This is a genomic window from Rufibacter sediminis (genome assembly GCF_014269285.1).
Classification (GTDB): Bacteria; Bacteroidota; Bacteroidia; order Cytophagales; family Hymenobacteraceae; genus Nibribacter; species Nibribacter sediminis.
Genome location: NZ_JACOAF010000034.1, coordinates 54,839 through 71,282 on the forward strand (window position 1 = coordinate 54,839; position 16,444 = coordinate 71,282).

Here is a 16,444-nt window from a genome sequence, read left to right on the forward strand (position 1 = left end):
TTAACTTGGACCTAAAATGAGCTGAAGTTTGAAACTTCAGTGAGCCGGGAGGCTCAAAATGTACAGTAATGGCAATACCTATTTGAAGGAACAAAAGCATTGAAATAGAACGTAACGGCCAAACCCTTTGAAGATGACAAGAACGTTTTCAAACCGTTCTCCTCTTGCTAAGAAACGACAGATTTGGGTGGAAACGAAAAGGGCAACCACAAGGGATTGCCCCTACATTTTTGATGTAATGAATACTAAAACAATGCCAAGTGAATACTCCGCGAAAGGTTTTTGAGAGGATAATGGCAAGCACCCTTTCTGCTGTTTTAAGGCTTCTTTCTGAAAACTATGCTTAAAACAGCTTGCCTTGACTTCAGGAAAGGCGGCAACCCTATGAGCGGGAAGTGTGTATCTTAGCCAGCAAAACACTTTAACCGTTCTTCTTTGAAAACATTATTTTCCTTTTTCAAAAACACGCCCAAAGTCAGGAATGCGGCTTATTTCAGCCCCGGGGAGGCTTGCCTCAAAGCCATTCTGGAATGCCTGAACGCGGCTACCAGTTCTTTGAAAATCTGTGTGTTCACCATCTCTGATGACCGGATTACCCAGGCTATTCTGGCGGCCCACCGCCGGGGCATCGCTATTCAACTGCTCACCGACAACGAGAAACTGTTTGACAAAGGCTCTGACATCCGGCAACTGGCGCAGGCGGGCATCAAGGTGAAGGTAGACAACACGGCCAACCACATGCACCACAAGTTCGCGATCATTGACCAGGTGCAGGTGCTCACCGGCTCGTACAACTGGACCCGTAGCGCCGCCCTCTACAACCACGAGAACGTACTGGTCACCTCAGAACCCACCGTAGTGGCCGGGTACCTCAAAGAATTTGACCGCCTCTGGAAAGAGATGAGTTTCCTGAAGTAAAAAGGGAAAGTTTTCTGCCCTCAACGGACTTCCGGCCGGCTGCCCGGCTGGATTTTGTTCAGCTTCATGCGGACCAGAAATTCCCCGAACCGGGCATTGCCGTAGGTGGAGCAATTGTCCAGAATGATTCCTTTGCTGCCGTTGGGAGCATCTACCACGTACAGCATGCTCACCGTATGGGTGCCCCGCCGTTTCTGGAACCGGTGACACGCGACCACCTGCATTTCCTCGGGCCAGAAAATTTCCTTTGTTTCCCCGCAATGCCACCCCTCTGGGCAGCAACTGAAGGTGTGGGTATACCCCTGCTGTTTCAGGTACTCCAGTGCCTCTTCTACATCTGTGAATTGTTCCAACTCCATGCTGCGTTCTCTCTCCTCCTGCTTGTGTCTGAAGTGTTACTCCTCTTTTCTGTTCTGGTAAACCCGCTCTTTTAAAGGCGGGCATACGGTGTTCTGGTCAGGAAACCTGCATTACGTGATAGGCTTCCTCTACATCAGGTACTATGGTGAAAAGCGGATGCACCTGCAACAAACGCAGCAAGCGTTGTGCTGCTTCCCTACCCGCAGCAGCCTGATGTTCGCGCCCATTGACTTAAGCACCAGCAACTGGCTGATGAAGTGGCAAACGCCAAAGGTTTTGATGCATTCCAGGCTAGAGCAGTCGATCCACAAACCAAGTTCCTGATCGGCTGGGCTCGGGTTCACAAATAGCCTGTTAAGACGCTGATCGGCGGCATCCAAATCGCCCTGCAGCAGAATAATTATCTTTTCCCCAATTTGCTCAGTACTAATTTTCTGCATAATTGTGTGCATCAAAAGCTAGCTTGCTTTCTCTTGCAAGGAAAGCGAGTACGGGAGTTCTCCGGTCTCCTCAGCGGAGGCGTGTCCATCGGGGCGGGAGCGCCAATCCCGGCGGTGTTGCCAAGGTTTTACGTTTCCGGTCTTCTTTCGCTAGGTTTTGGTATTTTTGGGGTGTACGGTCATCGGCTTATCCGTGAATCAGAACGTAGCGTCACCACTAAACTCTGGTAGGTGAAACAGGAAGCCAATTTGCCTGGACTTCCTTCAATATTCCTACATACGCTGACTACCCTGTAGAAAGTGCCGGAAAAAACACGGCAATTCACTTGCGTAAACACGGAATTTTTCAACAGTTTCATACCAATGATCTAAATAGTACTGCCAAAGGAGAATTTCCTTACCCGTCTCGTGGCAGGCAACTACCTGGCTTATTCAAGTAGCAGAATCCCTTCGGGTGTAAAACTCCGGGGCTAATTCCGTATTTATCAGGCCAACCGCGTCCGGGCCTTGCCGTACATCCAAACACATCGGGCATAAGGCCCAACAAAACTACCTTTAGACACTACCGTTATGAAGAAAAATTGGGTGATTGCGATTCATGGGGGAGCTGAAAACCAAAGCCGTGAAGAATTAGGCGAAACCAAACAGGCCGCCTATGAACAAGGCCTGGAGAACGCCCTGATGGCCGGTTGGCACATTCTGGAAGCTGGCGGCAGCGCCGTAGATGCCGTGGAAGCCGCCGTCCGGAGCATGGAAAACAACCCCCTCTTCAATGCCGGACGGGGCGGCAGCCTGACCAAAGACGAGAGCATTGAGTTTGACGCCGCCATCATGGACGGCAAGAACATGCAGGCGGGCGCGGTGTCTGGGGTGAAGCACGTGAAACACCCCATCACGCTGGCCAAGACCATTATGCTGCGCTCCCCCCACGTGCTGCTCACCAGCACGGGAGCCGAGGATTTTGCCCGGGATCAGGAACTGGAGATGAAATCAGACGATTACTTCAAAACCGAGGAAAAGATCAAATCGCTGAAGAAGGCCAAGAAGAAAGAAAAAGAGGAGCTGCAGAAAGACACCGTGGGCGCCGTGGCGCTGGACATGGACGGCAACCTGGCAGCCGCCACCTCCACCGGCGGCCTGGAAAACCAGTACCCCGGCCGCGTGGGTGATTCGCCCATCATTGGAGCCGGCACGTACGCCAACAACGAAGTGTGCGCCGTTTCCTGCACCGGCGACGGCGAGGGCATTCTGCGCGCCAACGTGGCCCACGAAGTGTACGCGCTCATGAAATACAAGCAACTACCGCTCAAAGAAGCCGCCCGCGAAGCCATGGAGGTGTACAAAGACCGCATTGAGGGCGACCGCAACTTCATTGCCCTGGACCCTGAGGGCAATGTGGAGTTCAGTTTCGAGACCAGTCTTATGTTCAGGGCCTGCAAGAAAAACAACGACCCCATGTACCTGGCCATCTGGCGAGACGACGATAAGCAGTAAGAATGCCCCGTTCACCCGCCTTGCATGACCTTGCTCTTCTGGGCGGGAGTCTACCAGGGGCAAAGCGGTTTGGCCAGAGACCTTCTGAGAATTAACAGAACGATTACTCTTTTGAAACGTCTTCTGTTTTGGGGCTATTTTCCTTAAAAGTGCCCCAAAACAGAAGACGTTTTTTGTGGCATCTGAGGAGGCTACGGCAAGAATGAACGCACGCGCAGTTTAAGTTACCAATTAGCTCGGGCAGAAGGACATGAAACGTCTTGGGGGCGGAAAGAACTTCCTTAGCAACTCCTTTGCGGAGCCGGATTCCGGATAAGGCTTCTGGAAAGGAGCAGGCACAAAAAAACTTCGGTTTAGAGGCTGTTTTCTGAAAACGAGCCCAAAACCGAAGCCTTGCTGCTGTGGAATATTTCTAGGAGGCTCTTTGCCGCCGCTGGCTTACCACCGACGAGGTAAAGTAAATGGGCGACGTGGGGTTAACGGCCTCGTCTAGCCCGGCTTTGGTGATGTAATAATATGTAGACCCGCGGTGCACCTTGTTACTGATAAGGTACCCGTGGTTCTCAAATGTCTCACAAAATGCCTGCACCTGGTCCAGGGCCAGCCCGGTGGCCTCGCTCACCGCTACCGGTGAAATGGGCAAATGTACCGGTGACTTATCTCCTTTCACTAATCCGTATATTACCTTCAGCACTGTCTCTTCCTTTTTCATACGATTCTCCTTTTGCCTCTCTATCAACGGATAAGAAAATGACGGGTTGTATAAATACGTACTTTTTTAACGCATTTACCTCATATCCTTCAGAAACCACCCATAAAATCAATTAGCAAAACCTCTCAAGGCCTTTCCTGCACACCCTCAGGGTGGTACAAAGAAGATGCGCCCTGCAATGCAAAAGAGATTTCGCAGGCAAAAACGGGAAGCCTCTCTGCCTCAGGAAAGGGAAAGCAAGGCTACCGCCCGATGCTTGCCCAGGTCAACCTGCCCAGGAAGTTGCCCGCCCCGGAGAAGCGGAGATGAGGGAAAGATCTAGTATCGGGGAAAACAAACCAACGAGTCACCTCTTGCCAGCGTCCCGGGAACCTGGTTCAGAAAAAAGACAGCCTGGCGTTTTAGGTCTGTTTTGATGAAAACAGGCCGAAAGCAGGATATCAGCCTACTTCTTTTTCGTCTTGCCCTTCTTGCCGGTGGCGGGCGTTGGCGTTGGTCATGAGCAGGTGCCGGATGCGGGCAATGTGTTGTTTGAGTTCCTGGGCACGTTCTTCCTGGGTTTCTGACCAGGTGTTGTGGCCTTTGCGCTTGTCCTGATCGGCCATGGCGTTAAGCATGGTGCGGCGCTCCTCCAGCATGCGCATGGCAATCCAGAGGGTTTCTTCAATGGATTCTACGTTGGCGTTGAGGTAGGCGTCTGGGGTGAAGGCGTGGCCCACGTGGCACCGGAAATGGGTCACGTTGCCTTTGTTTACTTCCCATAAGGCACCACCACAGCTGGGGCACGAAAACTGGGAGCGGGGGCCCATTAATTCAGTGTCTTCAATTTCTCCGGAGTCCAGCATGAGGCGCTCGGCAATGGAAGCTTCATAGATGACATCTTCGGGCACCTGGTCCGTGGAAGCGGCGGGCACAAAGACCAGTTCCTGCAGCAATTGCCCCATTTCAGACACGCTGGCCACGTAATCTACCTCAATCTCATTGAGCACGCTTAGGGGCATGTCGGGGTATTCGGCTTCTTCGGGGCGTTGCACCATGGTGATGCCGCCGCTGCGCTTAATCATTTCCATACCCACAGTGCCATCCTGCAGCATGCCCGTGAGCACAATCCCAATCACCCGCGGGCCGTACGCGGCGGCGGCAGACCGGAACAAAGGGTCAATGGCGGGCCTGAACAGGTTCTCACGGGGGCCTTTGGTCACCAGCATGCGGCCTTTCTGCAGCAGCAGGTGGTGGTCTTGCGGCACAAAGTACACGTTGCCATGTTCAATGATTTGTTCGTGGGTGGCTACCTGGCAGGTAAGCTTGGAAGTTTTGTTCAGCCGGTCTACCAGTACCTCAGAATTAGAATTTCTGGCCAGGTGCTGCACAATGAAAATAGAAGCGGGCAAATCGGCGGGAAGTTGCTCCAGCAACTCACAGAGTACGACCATGCCTCCGGCCGAGGTACCAATCACAATGACATCGTGATGCGGAAGTTTCATGTTGGTTGGGTTTAGCTTGCTTGTCTTACTTGTACGTGCAAAAAGGCGAAATCACCCAGTTTTCTCCCCCACCCCGCAAGTTTCTTTCAAACCCGTAAAAGAATCAATCTGGACTTACTACGTATTAGTGCGGTATCTCTGGCAGGTAAACCGCATTCCTGAAAGTATGCGGGCTAATAAGTGTATCTTGTAAACTGAAGGAAAGGCCAGGTACAGGTCTATGCCCGCCACCTCAGGCGTTGTTGATAACGAGAAGGCCCTAACGGGCAGGAGACCAGGCGCTTCCTTTTACGTACAAACTTTATGGAAAGAACAGATACAGAAAACCCTATGGCCCCTACGCCCTCTGGGGCGCTGCGGATTACGCCCAAGGCGTTTCACAAGGAGATTATTCCGGTAGACAAACCCAACCTGGACTTCCAGATTGTAGCATTGGGCGGCTCTGCGGGTTCATTGGAAGGGTTTGAAGCGTTCTTTCAGCATTTGCCTTCGGGCACCGGCATGGCCTACGTGGTGGTCCCGCACCTGGACCCCTCCCAAAAAGGCATGATGGCCGAAATCATCAAACGCTACACGTCCATGCCCGTGCTGGAGATTACAGACGACATGAAAGTAGAGCCGGAGCATGTGTACGTGGTTCCCTCCCACAAAGAAACTGCCCTGGAAAGAGACCATTTCAGGCTGATAGACCCAGAGCAGCCCAACGGCCAGCGCATGCCCATTGACTATTTCTTCCAGAGCCTGGCGGTAAACCGGCGTGAGCATGCTATTGGCGCCATCCTCTCGGGCATGGGGGCAGACGGCACCCTGGGCGTGAAGATGATTATGGAAAACTTTGGGATGGTGATGGTGCAAGACCCAGGTACCGCCCGCTTTGACGCCATGCCGCGCAACGCCATCAAAACCGAGTTTGTGGACTACGTGCTGCCCGTGGAGGAAATGCCTAACAAACTGGTGGCCTACGCCCAAATGCCCACTCTCAAAAGCAAAACGCTCATAGAGTCGCACAAGTCAACCCAGATGGTGCAGAAGATTTTTGACCTCATCCGCAACAAAACAGGCCATGACTTCTCTTTGTACAAGCGCAACACCATTTTCCGGCGCATTGAGCGGCGCATGAACAGCCACCAGATTACCCAATTCTCTGAGTACGTGCAGTACCTGCAAGACAATCCGCTGGAAGTGGAACAGCTCTTCAAAGAACTGCTTATTGGGGTGACCAAGTTTTTCAGGGATGCGGAAGCTTTTGCTCTGCTGGAAGAAAAGTACCTGCCCCAGTTGCTCCTGCACAAGGAGGACGGCGACTATGTACGGGTGAGGGTGGCGGGCTGCTCTACCGGCGAAGAGGCCTATTCCATTACCATTCTGTTGCAGGAGGCCATTGAAAAATCGGGCAAGCACCTGAAAGTGCAGGTGTTCGCCACCGACATTGACCCAGTGGCCATTGAAAAGGCCCGCGCCGCCTGCTACCAGGAAAACATCACCGCCGATGTTTCGCCGGAGCGCCTGAAACGCTTTTTCACCCAGGAAGACACCCAGTATACAGTTAAGAAAGACTTGCGCGAAAAGGTGGTGTTTGCGGTGCACAACCTGAACCGCGACGCTCCCTTCACCAAGCTGGATTTGCTCACCTGCCGTAACCTGCTCATCTATCTTTCCGCGGAGTTGCAGAAGAAGCTGTTTCCGGTGTTTCATTATGCGTTAAACCCTAAGGGGCTGCTGTTTCTGGGCTCCTCAGAAACGCTGTCGGGTTTCCCGGATATGTTTACCACCCTAGACACCAAATGGAAAATCTCCTTACGTGATGAGAGCGATGTGCCCGTGACGCGCCTCTCAGAATTTCCGTTCACATTTACCTCCTTTGAAACCGTGAAGCCACCATCAGTACCACAGGTCACTACTGTGAAGCAGGAAGATAACCTGAGCCGGGTAGTACAGCGCGTGTTGCTCCAACAGTTTGCCCCGCCCACCTTAATTATAAATCCTAAGGGAGACATTTTCTACGTACACGGGCGCACGGGCAAGTACCTGGAACCCGCCCAGGGTCAGGCAACCCTCAACGTGTTTGAGATGGCCCGTGAAGGTCTCACTTTTGAGCTCAACAACCTGGTGAACCGGGCGGCGGTGCTGAAGGAACAAACCGCAGGCGAAAACATTCAGATTAAGACCGACCACGGCACCCAGTACGTGAAGCTGACGGTGACCCCTTTGCTGGAACCAGACCAGGTACGGGGCATGCTCCTGTTGACCTTTGAAGACATGCCGCAGCCCAAACCCCGCAAAGGCCGCAAAGACTCCGCAGAGGAAGCCTCGCAGAAAGATGCCCGCATTGCTGAACTGGAGAAGGAACTGCTCTACACCAAACAGCGCCTGCAATCTACCATTGAAGAAATGAACTCCTCTTTAGAAGAGCTCAAGTCTACCAATGAAGAGCTACAGAGCGCCAATGAGGAACTGCAAAGCACCAATGAGGAGACCATGACCAACAAAGAGGAGATGCAGTCTTTGAACGAGGAGCTCATGACCATTAACCTCCAGTACCAGACCAAGACGGAGGAATTGGTCAACTCCAACAATGACATGAAAAACCTGTTGGACAGCACCGAGGTGGCCACCATCTTCCTGGACAACAACTTGAACGTCAGAAATTTCACGCCGCAGGCCACCCAGATTTTCAGCCTCATCAGGGCAGACATCGGGCGCTCCATCACGCACATTGCCTCTAACCTTAAATACCAGAGTATTCAGGACGATGTCAAAGAAGTGCTGGACCGGCTGCGCAGCAAAGAAGTACACCTGCAAACCAAAGATGAAAAACAGTGGTATTCTATGCGGGTGCTCCCTTACCGCACGGCAGACAATTTCATTGACGGCGCAGTAGTTACGTTTACCAACATTACCAGTTTCAAAGACCTGGAAACCAGCGTGGCCGCCACCAGCCTGTACGCCGCCAACATTATAGACATTATTCAGCAGCCGCTGGTGGTATTGGACGGACAACTGCGGGTAGAGAGCACCAGCAACGCCTTCGCCCAAACCTTCCAGTTAATTCCCGAGCAGTTGAAGGGGCAATGGCTCTATCATCTGGGAAACGGCCAGTGGGACATTCCGCAGCTCAGAAACCTGATGAACAAAGTGCTGAAAGAGAACATCGAAATAAAGAACGAGACCTTGGAGCACGAGTTTCCGGTACTGGGGTACCGCAGAATGATTCTGAACACGCGGCGGGTAGAACAAACGGAAAACAAACCGTTCAAAATTCTGCTGGCACTGGAAGTATTTGAGAAATAACAGAAATCAGGAGCAACGTTCCTGCCTTATCCTGTAGAGAGTTTCCTTATGAGTGACGAGAAGAAAGAGCCCATTGGCATGGCCCATGATTTCTCCCTGCTACGGCAGCGGGCAGAGAAATTACAGAAGCCCGTGAGTATGGCAGACGTGCAAAACATGTCACCGCATGACGTACGCCTGCTTATACAGGAGTTGCAGATTCACCAGGTAGAACTGGAGATGCAGAACCACCAACTGCAACTGGCTACTCAGGAACTGGAGGCGGCCCGGGCCAAGTACCTTGACCTGTACCAGCACTCGCCCTTTGGGTATGTGACCCTTGACGAACACGGCATCATAGAGGAAGCCAATGCCAAAGGAATAGAGCTGCTGGCTTCTTCCTTGAAGCACTTGGTGGCGCGCCGGTTCAGCCAGTTTGTGCACTCAGACAGCCTTGATGCCTACTACGGGTTCTTCCAAAAGGTACTTCTCTCTGGGGGCAGTACCCAAACCATAGAACTGCAGGTAGTCTCCAACACGGGCACTGTGTTTTATGCCCAGCTGGAAGGCATGCTGCTGCGCCGCGAAAACGACACCGACCAGTGCCGCATTGCGTTTGTAGACGTAACAGAGCGTAAAACCGCTAACGTAGAACTGGCCAACAAAGAAGCGCTGCTCTCGGCTATTTTCAACTCCTCGCTCAACGGTATTCAGGTGTTCAAAACCGTGCGCGACAGCAAGGGCAATCTGCTGGACTTTGAGTGGCTCATGCTGAACAGAACCGCCGAGCTGTTTCTGGATTATACCCTGGAGCAACTGCGCCGCCGCACCCTCACGGAGATTATGCCCACCCTCTTAACAGACGGGCACTTCCATACCTTTGCAAACGTGGTGGAAACGGGCCAATCGGCTACGTTTACCGCTCATTTTAAGGAAAACAAGCATGAACGCTGGTTGAACTGCGTAGCCGTGAAGTTAGACGATGGCTTTGTGCTCACCTTTGAAGACGTGACGCAGCAACGCATTGCCAATGAAAAGCTACAGGAAAGCCAACTGCTCATCAAGAAAACCGCTGAGGCTCTCCCCGACTTTCTGTACGTAGAAGACCTTATCCTGGGCCGCAACATCTACAACAACCGTGACTTCCTCGCGTACCTGGGGTACACCCCCTCAGATATCAAAGGCCACCCCCGCGAGTTGCTGGACACCCTCTACCACCCCGAAGATGCCCACCTGATTTTTGACCGCGTCAAGAGGTTCAGTGAAGTAAAAGACGGCGACTATCTCACCTCGCATGTGCGCATCAAGGCCAAAGATGGCACCTGGCGCCACATCATGTTCCGGGATACCGTGTTCAAGCGCGGCAACTCCGGCACGCCTATCCAGTTGGTGGGTATTGCCACTGACCTGACCGAGAAAAACCAGACAGACCGTGAGCTCCTGCAATTGCACGAGACCGTAACCGCCATTCTGCAGAACCTGCCCTTCACGCTTTGGCGCATTGGCAAAGACGGCCACATTCTGGAGTCAAGAGGCGCCGGGTTGAAAGCCCTGGGCCTGGAAGAACACCAGATGATTGGCAGTCCTTTTGCTCAGGTTCACCCAGAGCTGGACCAACAGATACAACAGGCCCTGCAAGGCCATAAAGTCACCACGCAGGCGCAGTTTGAAGTAAACGGCGAGAAAGTCTACAAACAGGTGTACCTGTTCCAGGATACGCACTCCGGCGAGGCCATTGGTTTCTGCCTGGATGTGACCGAGCAGCGGCGCGCGCAGGAAGAGGCCCAGTACCGCACCATGCTCATGGAGCAGCTGCTCTACAATTTGCCGCTGGTGCTGGCCGTGGCAGATAAAGACGGTTATTATACCGAGGTAAAAGGAAAAGGACTCAGAAGTTTTGGCTTAGCCGACGATGACCTGAAAGGGAGAAGCATTCATGAACTCTCCCCTCAAATCAAAGACAACATAGAGGATATCTTAAACGGGCAGGTAAAAACCTTTACCTCGTCGTTTCACTACCAGGGCAAAGAAGTGCACTTCCAAAACTATGGCTTCTTAGATCCTTATAAACAGAGCGCCATTTCCTTTTCCTTTGACATCACGGAGGTGAAAGAAGCGCAGAACCAGCTGGCGCAAGAGAAGGAGTTTTCTGAAAACCTGCTGGAAACCCACATCCACGGCATTATTGCCGTAGACCACCACCTGCACATAACCGCCTGGAACCGCGCCATTGCCCAGATGACTTCTATCCCCCGCGAAGAAGTGATCGGCACTCCAATTCAAGACCTGTTCTCGGCCCACACCAGAACAAGGCTCCAGAAGCAAATACAGCGGGTGCTGCAGGGCGAGCAGGTGACCCTAACCAAGTTGCCGTTTCTGCCCGCAGATCTTTCCTATGAGATCAACCTCACGCCCTTGTACAATGCCGCCAAAGAAGTGACCGGCGTGTTAGGCATTGTGCGGGACACCACCAGCCAGAAGCTCCGGCAGAAGGCAGACACCCAGTTCCGGCTCTCGCAGCAAAAAATGGTCATGGATGCCATCCTTTCCACCCAGAACGAGGAACGCAAGCGCATTGCCGAAGCCCTGCACAACAGCCTGGCACAGCTCCTGTACGCCGCCAAACTCAACCTGGAGGAGATAGAGACCGAGCAGCAGAGTAGCCCCGAAACCAAAACCCCGCTTAAGAAAGTGTCAGGCTTTCTGGAAGAGGCTATTAAGGAAACCCGCACCCTGGCCCATGAGCTCATTCCGCGGGTACTGGTTGATCTTGGGCTTAAATCGGCGCTGAAAGACATGGCCACGCGCCTTACCACCAGCTCATTCACGGTGCGCTGCGTGATCACCGGCTTTGACAAACCCACCAACTCAGGCCTGGAGACCCACCTGTTCCGGTTTGTGCAGGAACTGCTGAACAACGTCATGAAACACGCCGACGCCACCGATGCGCTGGTGCAGGTGGTAGACCGGGGCAGCGCCGTGCGCGTGCGCGTGCAGGACAACGGCAAAGGCATGCCGCAAGATTGCCTGGAGAAAGCCGCCACCCGCGGCATGGGCCTCACCACCATCCGGAACCGGGTGAAACTCCTGCAAGGCACCATGGCCATTGACTCTACCCCCAGCGAAGGCACCATCATCACCATTGACATACCGCATTAAGCAACAGGTGTTTTGGGGCTCTTTTAAGGGAAACAGCCTCAAAACACCTGTTACATCAAGAGGTGATGGGCAACGGCAACTAGTCCGCAGAATAGCCTACCACTACGCGGTCAAGGAGGTGTCTGGAGCTTTTGAGTGGTAAGATGAAACGAGGGCAATTTAGAAACGAAGGTGCGGGAACACCCCAATGAATGGCCGTAGGAAGTTAGTTCTGCCGGGTTACGGTGGAAAAGAAAAGATCGGGAGAAATATTGCTCTGGAGCAACAGCCTGTAAGAGGCTGGAAAGGGGATTATGAAAATACTACTTTGCTAAGGTGCAGATACGGCAGAAACGTAGGCGGCAAGCCTACTCACCTGATCAAAAAATTATCTCTCCTGGAGAGCAGCGTCTTTTCTGGAAGGCACGATGTTCATGATCTGGTGCAGCCCCAGCAACTCAAACACGTTTCTGACGTGGTCACTCATGCCGTACAAGACCAGGTGGATGTTTCTGGCTTCCAGGGTGCCCATGTGGGAGATCAAAACCCCCAAGCCCGCCGAGGAAATGTAGCTTAGCGCTTCGCAGTCAATCCATAATTGTTCAATTGGCTTGCGCAGGGCCAGTTCTATTTCTTTGTCCACCTCCAGGCAGGTAGAAGCATCCAACTCTCCGTTAAGACGCAGAATATACGCGTACGTCTCTTCTTCAATTGCTATGTTCATGGCCTTTTTTTATATAAAGTAAGCAAAATATTTTAGAATAAGTACATTAATTAATTGTTATTTAATTCTTTATTTCTTTCCGTTCACATACCTAATAGCAGTATCCAAAGAATCTACTACTTTCACCAAAGAGTCAAAGCCAGACGAGTTGATTAACCCGTGCACGGCGTCTTTCACGTTGTACAGAATGAGTTCCTTTTTTTGCTGCTGTACCTGTTGCACATAAGGAAGGAGGTTACGCAATCCGGCGGGCGTCACCTCGGTCACGCCGGAGAAATCCAGGAACAGGTATTTCCTATTCAGTTGAAACAGGCTTTTCAACTGAGTCTTTACTGCTTCCTCAGACAAACCGTCCAATGCCCCTTTCAGGAAAACCAGTAGACCTGTGTTTGTCAATTGGGTGGTAATTTCCATCGGCATGATTGTTTAGCCCATCTGTATGAATGCTACTATCCCAAGGACTGAACATGTGGTAAATTTAGGGTGGTTTAAGCCCTTAAAAAAGGCTATTTCTACTTCATAAATTCAAATTAATACCCTATTCGTTTTTACGTATAAATACGGTGTTTATAATTTATTTGCCAGTTATTGCCGGAGGATGGCTACCTAAAATGACAGCCATCGTATTAATACTATATCTTGCCAGTAGGCGTCATGATCTCCTCTTGAAATTAGATTAAATAAGAAATTCTTGAGTTATTTAACCCCTGAGTCAAAAACAACACCCTGTGATGATAAAAGTAATTCTAGTAGATGATCACACGCTGATCAGAGATGGGTTGAAGTCCTTGCTTAAATCTGAAAGAACCATTCAAATCATTGGGGAAGCAGAGAACGGACAACAGCTTTTGGACCTCTTGGAAACCACCACGCCAGATGTAATCATGCTAGACCTGAACATGCCGGTGATGGATGGTTTTGAAACGCTGCAACACTTAAAAGAGAAATACCCGGCCGTGAAGGTCCTGATCCTGACCATGCTGGACCAGGAGAGCTACGTGCACAAAGTGCGATCAGCCGGGGCCATGGGGTACGTACTGAAAACAGCGGGCCGCGATGAGTTGGTGCACGCCATTAAAACCGTGGCCAATGACAATTCCTTCATTTCTTCTGAGGTAGCCATCAACCTGCTGAAGAAAGCCAACAACCCAGACGGTGCCGCCCAAAACGCCGGTTCCAAAAACAACCCCGAGCTTTCTAAACGCGAAATGGAGGTCTTGAAACTCATTGCCGAGGGGTATACCAACGCCGAGATCGCGGATAAACTCTTCGCCAGCAAGCGGACCATTGAGTCTCATCGCCAGCACCTCATTGAGAAAACCAAAGCCCGTAACACCGCCACCCTCATCAAGTACGCCATTCAGGAAGGCTTGATTGATTAGGCAAGCACCAGCATCATCAACGGGCGCTTCCGTTTCAGGGCTGTTTTCCCAGAAAGCCCCCTGAAACGGAAGCGCCCGTTTTACATTTCTGCCCAGAGCATTTCCCTTATAAAGCATTTCCTTTAAAAGGCGGAAATTTCAACAAAGAATGTTTCAAAGCCTGTCAAGATCTCAGACCCCGGCTTTTGAGACAACCTCCTCATAATTAACGGCCTTTCGCTTTACAGCAATCTCTTCTCCTATCGGTAAGTTCTACCACTTCCCCGGAGATCAGGCGCGCGCGATAGAGGAAGATTGTCTTTCGGCTGTTATTTTACTCTCTGAGGCAGGGACAAACAGAAAAGGCCTTGCCGGGGTGCAGCAAAGCCTGATAAAGAAAACCGGAGATTTCTAAATTACTTTTTTAATGCAGGAAGTTTCAGGACGTTTTTACCCGTGACCGGGGCCTGGATGTACCGTTGCCGCAGATCTTGTAATCGGGCGAGGGAGTCTTTGATACTACCATTGTCTGCCGGCAGGAGCAAACTGTTTTTCAATAACTTTTCAATGGGTTTGCCACCTACAGTCTTTTTCACAGAGGAGTTCATAGAGGTCTCGCCAAACGTTAAGATTAATTCATGTACAGACAGCTAAATTATGGGTTTCCCCGCAAGCCTACAATAGTCTTTATATGATTCATTCAATGTATTTGTTGCATTTATTTTTAATCTTTATCTTTACTCAGGTAAAACACTCGCTTATGCAACCAATTCTAGGATTTCTGTTTTTCTTTTTGGGCCTGCTGGCCTCGCTGGTCTCCTGGTTGCTGACCCTGATTTTCGGGTAGGCGCTCCTCTTTCACGGCACTCCCGTTTATGGCAGTTTACGTTTCTTCGTTTACTGCACATCTTCTTGCTCCTTTTTACCGGCGGGTTAAAAAAAGCAGTACTTTTGCACCCCCTTTTGCCTCTCTTCTCGTTTGAAAGGCGAAAGAATCCTTAACCCGCAACCCTATGTCCTCCCCTTCGTCGGCGGTTTCTTCTATTCGCATCATGGCCGGCATGCTGGTACTGGCCCTGCTGCTGCTGAGCGTGAAATTTGGTGCTTACTTCCTGACCAACTCCAACGCCATCTTAACCGATGCCCTGGAGTCTATCATCAACTTCGTGACGGGCGGAGTGGCGCTCTACAGTGTTTTTCTGGCGGCCAAGCCCAAAGACAAGGACCACCCGTACGGACACGGCAAGATTGAGTTCATCTCCTCGGGGCTGGAAGGCTCCCTAATCACACTGGCGGGGTTCGCCATCATCATCAAATCGGTTTACAACCTACTTTACCCGCAGCCCATCCAGAAAATGGACGTGGGCATCCTCTTGACTTTGGTGACCGGGGTGGTTAATTACGTAGCCGGTCGATACCTCATCAAGCGAGGCACCTCGCACCATTCGCTCACCATCATCGCCAACGGTAAACACCTGCTGTCTGATGCCTACTCCAGCCTTGGTCTGGTGATTGGCCTCGGCTGCATCTACTTCACCAACATCCTGTGGCTGGACTCGGTGGTGGCCATCATCTTCGGTTCCTTTATCACCTATACAGGCTACGGCATCGTGCGCAATTCCATCTCCGGGGTGATGGACGAGGCCGATCATGAGCTGATGGACCGCATCATCACCGTCCTGAACCAGCGCCGGCGCGAGAACTGGATTGACCTCCACAACATGCGCGTGATCAAATACGGCAGCCAGCTGCACATAGACTGCCACCTTACCCTGCCCTGGTACTTCAACCTGCAGGAAGCCCACAAAGAGGTGGAGATGCTCCAGGACATGATCTCCGAGGAAATGGGCGATGTGGTAGAACTCTTCGTGCACCTGGACCCCTGCCTCCCGCCCGCCAGCTGTCGGCTCTGCACCAAATCAGATTGCCACGTTCGGGAACACGAGTTTGTCTCCCGGGTAGAATGGACCCTAGCCAACGTCAGCGAAAACGAAAAGCACGCCTTGTAAGGAAAATACCCTTCTCCCTTTGCCAAAAGATTCATTCTTAACCAAGGGAAGAAGTGCAAGCAAGAGCTGGTTTTGGCCTATTTTCAGAAAAACAGCTCTAAAGCGCAACCTACCCCTCCCAGGAGGGGAGTTTCGCAATGTGTAAGTGCGTAGTTGAACCATAACCATAGATAAGCTGGTTTGCTTGCTCTTTCTTGGTGCTACCCATTATGTAAGACAAAATAGAAGACAGGAGGCAAAACAAAAGTGAGAACCGCTAAGTTTTCCACCCCGTCCGCAGGACGATGCAGGCATTGCAACGGTTCTGACCCAATACAGCAACCTGCGCTCTATCGGAGCTGGGCCGCATGCGTAGCCCAGTGCCAATAGAGCGCAAGCAGTACCGTTCCCAGCAGCAGAGGCCTACGTTTGCTATGGAACAGAAGGCATTCACCAGGTGTCAGAACTATTGAAGAAAAGACTGTTTGAGCGTCAGCGAGTTTCTTTTCTTCATGATTCTTTTGGTTACTTTTCTCATCCAGGAGAAAAGTGACA

At 51.6% G+C, this 16,444-nt stretch carries 14 protein-coding genes; 6 read left to right on the forward strand and 8 right to left on the reverse strand.

The annotated features are described in order from the left end of the window. Nucleotides 1-435: 435 nt before the first annotated feature. Nucleotides 436-918, forward strand: coding sequence for a phospholipase D-like domain-containing protein (locus H7U12_RS15145; protein WP_186639493.1), 483 nt, complete (start codon nucleotides 436-438; stop codon nucleotides 916-918). Nucleotides 919-938: 20 nt separating this feature from the next. Here the strand turns inward: H7U12_RS15145 and H7U12_RS15150 are convergent, their stop codons facing one another. Together H7U12_RS15150 and H7U12_RS15155 are read right to left on the reverse strand one after the other, a co-directional pair. Further along, nucleotides 939-1,277 carry a hypothetical protein gene (locus H7U12_RS15150; RefSeq protein ID WP_186639496.1) on the reverse strand — a complete coding sequence of 113 codons (339 nt, stop codon included), beginning with the start codon at nucleotides 1,275-1,277 and terminating at the stop codon, nucleotides 939-941. Between the two features lie 141 nt (nucleotides 1,278-1,418). Beyond that, nucleotides 1,419-1,718, reverse strand: a complete 300-nt coding sequence (locus tag H7U12_RS15155; RefSeq protein ID WP_186639498.1) for a hypothetical protein — start codon at nucleotides 1,716-1,718, stop codon at nucleotides 1,419-1,421. A gap of 570 nt (nucleotides 1,719-2,288) precedes the next feature. Here H7U12_RS15155 and H7U12_RS15160 point away from each other — a divergent pair. Continuing rightward, complete coding sequence (locus tag H7U12_RS15160; RefSeq protein ID WP_186639500.1) at nucleotides 2,289-3,212, forward strand: isoaspartyl peptidase/L-asparaginase family protein; 924 nt, start codon at nucleotides 2,289-2,291, stop codon at nucleotides 3,210-3,212. Between the two features lie 412 nt (nucleotides 3,213-3,624). On the opposite strand, the gene H7U12_RS15165 is transcribed toward H7U12_RS15160, so the two are convergent. Both H7U12_RS15165 and H7U12_RS15170 read right to left on the reverse strand, forming a co-directional pair. Then, nucleotides 3,625-3,924, reverse strand: a complete 300-nt coding sequence (locus H7U12_RS15165; protein ID WP_186639502.1) for a hypothetical protein — start codon at nucleotides 3,922-3,924, stop codon at nucleotides 3,625-3,627. 440 nt (nucleotides 3,925-4,364) lie between these two features. Then, nucleotides 4,365-5,408, reverse strand: coding sequence for a chemotaxis protein CheB (locus H7U12_RS15170; protein WP_186639504.1), 1,044 nt, complete (start codon nucleotides 5,406-5,408; stop codon nucleotides 4,365-4,367). Between the two features lie 330 nt (nucleotides 5,409-5,738). On the opposite strand from H7U12_RS15170, the gene H7U12_RS15175 reads away from it, so the two are divergent. Both H7U12_RS15175 and H7U12_RS15180 read left to right on the forward strand, forming a co-directional pair. After that, nucleotides 5,739-8,699: a CheR family methyltransferase gene (locus tag H7U12_RS15175; RefSeq protein WP_186639507.1), complete on the forward strand. Its 2,961-nt coding sequence runs from the start codon at nucleotides 5,739-5,741 to the stop codon at nucleotides 8,697-8,699. A gap of 48 nt (nucleotides 8,700-8,747) precedes the next feature. Next, nucleotides 8,748-11,837: a PAS domain-containing sensor histidine kinase gene (locus H7U12_RS15180; protein WP_186639509.1), complete on the forward strand. Its 3,090-nt coding sequence runs from the start codon at nucleotides 8,748-8,750 to the stop codon at nucleotides 11,835-11,837. Between the two features lie 367 nt (nucleotides 11,838-12,204). Here the strand turns inward: H7U12_RS15180 and H7U12_RS15185 are convergent, their stop codons facing one another. Continuing rightward, the gene (locus H7U12_RS15185) at nucleotides 12,205-12,540 is read right to left on the reverse strand and encodes an STAS domain-containing protein (protein ID WP_186639511.1); all 336 of its coding nucleotides are present in this window, start codon (nucleotides 12,538-12,540) and stop codon (nucleotides 12,205-12,207) included. Between the two features lie 69 nt (nucleotides 12,541-12,609). Continuing rightward, nucleotides 12,610-12,954: an STAS domain-containing protein gene (locus tag H7U12_RS15190; RefSeq protein ID WP_186639513.1), complete on the reverse strand. Its 345-nt coding sequence runs from the start codon at nucleotides 12,952-12,954 to the stop codon at nucleotides 12,610-12,612. Between the two features lie 317 nt (nucleotides 12,955-13,271). On the opposite strand from H7U12_RS15190, the gene H7U12_RS15195 reads away from it, so the two are divergent. Further along, nucleotides 13,272-13,922, forward strand: a complete 651-nt coding sequence (locus H7U12_RS15195; protein ID WP_186639515.1) for a response regulator — start codon at nucleotides 13,272-13,274, stop codon at nucleotides 13,920-13,922. Nucleotides 13,923-14,317: 395 nt separating this feature from the next. Here H7U12_RS15195 and H7U12_RS15200 read toward each other — a convergent pair whose 3' ends face one another. Then, nucleotides 14,318-14,497, reverse strand: a complete 180-nt coding sequence (locus tag H7U12_RS15200) for a hypothetical protein (RefSeq protein ID WP_186639517.1) — start codon at nucleotides 14,495-14,497, stop codon at nucleotides 14,318-14,320. 417 nt (nucleotides 14,498-14,914) lie between these two features. Between H7U12_RS15200 and H7U12_RS15205 the strand changes: the two genes are divergently transcribed. Continuing rightward, the gene (locus tag H7U12_RS15205) at nucleotides 14,915-15,910 is read left to right on the forward strand and encodes a cation diffusion facilitator family transporter (protein ID WP_186639519.1); all 996 of its coding nucleotides are present in this window, start codon (nucleotides 14,915-14,917) and stop codon (nucleotides 15,908-15,910) included. Between the two features lie 329 nt (nucleotides 15,911-16,239). Here H7U12_RS15205 and H7U12_RS22470 read toward each other — a convergent pair. Beyond that, nucleotides 16,240-16,444 (reverse strand): hypothetical protein (locus H7U12_RS22470; protein WP_206683935.1); only part of this gene is annotated, 205 nt, incomplete at its 5' end.

What these genes read in the sequence shown, in the direction of transcription:
- H7U12_RS15195 (WP_186639515.1), top strand. Translation starts at nt 13,272, where the DNA reads ATGATAAAAGTAATTCTAGTAGATGATCACACGCTGATCAGAGATGGG.
- H7U12_RS15205 (WP_186639519.1), top strand. Translation starts at nt 14,915, where the DNA reads ATGTCCTCCCCTTCGTCGGCGGTTTCTTCTATTCGCATCATGGCCGGC.
- H7U12_RS15185 (WP_186639511.1), bottom strand. Translation starts at nt 12,540, where the DNA reads ATGAACATAGCAATTGAAGAAGAGACGTACGCGTATATTCTGCGTCTT.
- H7U12_RS15170 (WP_186639504.1), bottom strand. Translation starts at nt 5,408, where the DNA reads ATGAAACTTCCGCATCACGATGTCATTGTGATTGGTACCTCGGCCGGA.
- H7U12_RS15165 (WP_186639502.1), bottom strand. Translation starts at nt 3,924, where the DNA reads ATGAAAAAGGAAGAGACAGTGCTGAAGGTAATATACGGATTAGTGAAA.
- H7U12_RS15190 (WP_186639513.1), bottom strand. Translation starts at nt 12,954, where the DNA reads ATGGAAATTACCACCCAATTGACAAACACAGGTCTACTGGTTTTCCTG.
- H7U12_RS15180 (WP_186639509.1), top strand. Translation starts at nt 8,748, where the DNA reads ATGAGTGACGAGAAGAAAGAGCCCATTGGCATGGCCCATGATTTCTCC.
- H7U12_RS15150 (WP_186639496.1), bottom strand. Translation starts at nt 1,277, where the DNA reads ATGGAGTTGGAACAATTCACAGATGTAGAAGAGGCACTGGAGTACCTG.
- H7U12_RS15175 (WP_186639507.1), top strand. Translation starts at nt 5,739, where the DNA reads ATGGCCCCTACGCCCTCTGGGGCGCTGCGGATTACGCCCAAGGCGTTT.
- H7U12_RS15155 (WP_186639498.1), bottom strand. Translation starts at nt 1,718, where the DNA reads ATGCAGAAAATTAGTACTGAGCAAATTGGGGAAAAGATAATTATTCTG.
- H7U12_RS15160 (WP_186639500.1), top strand. Translation starts at nt 2,289, where the DNA reads ATGAAGAAAAATTGGGTGATTGCGATTCATGGGGGAGCTGAAAACCAA.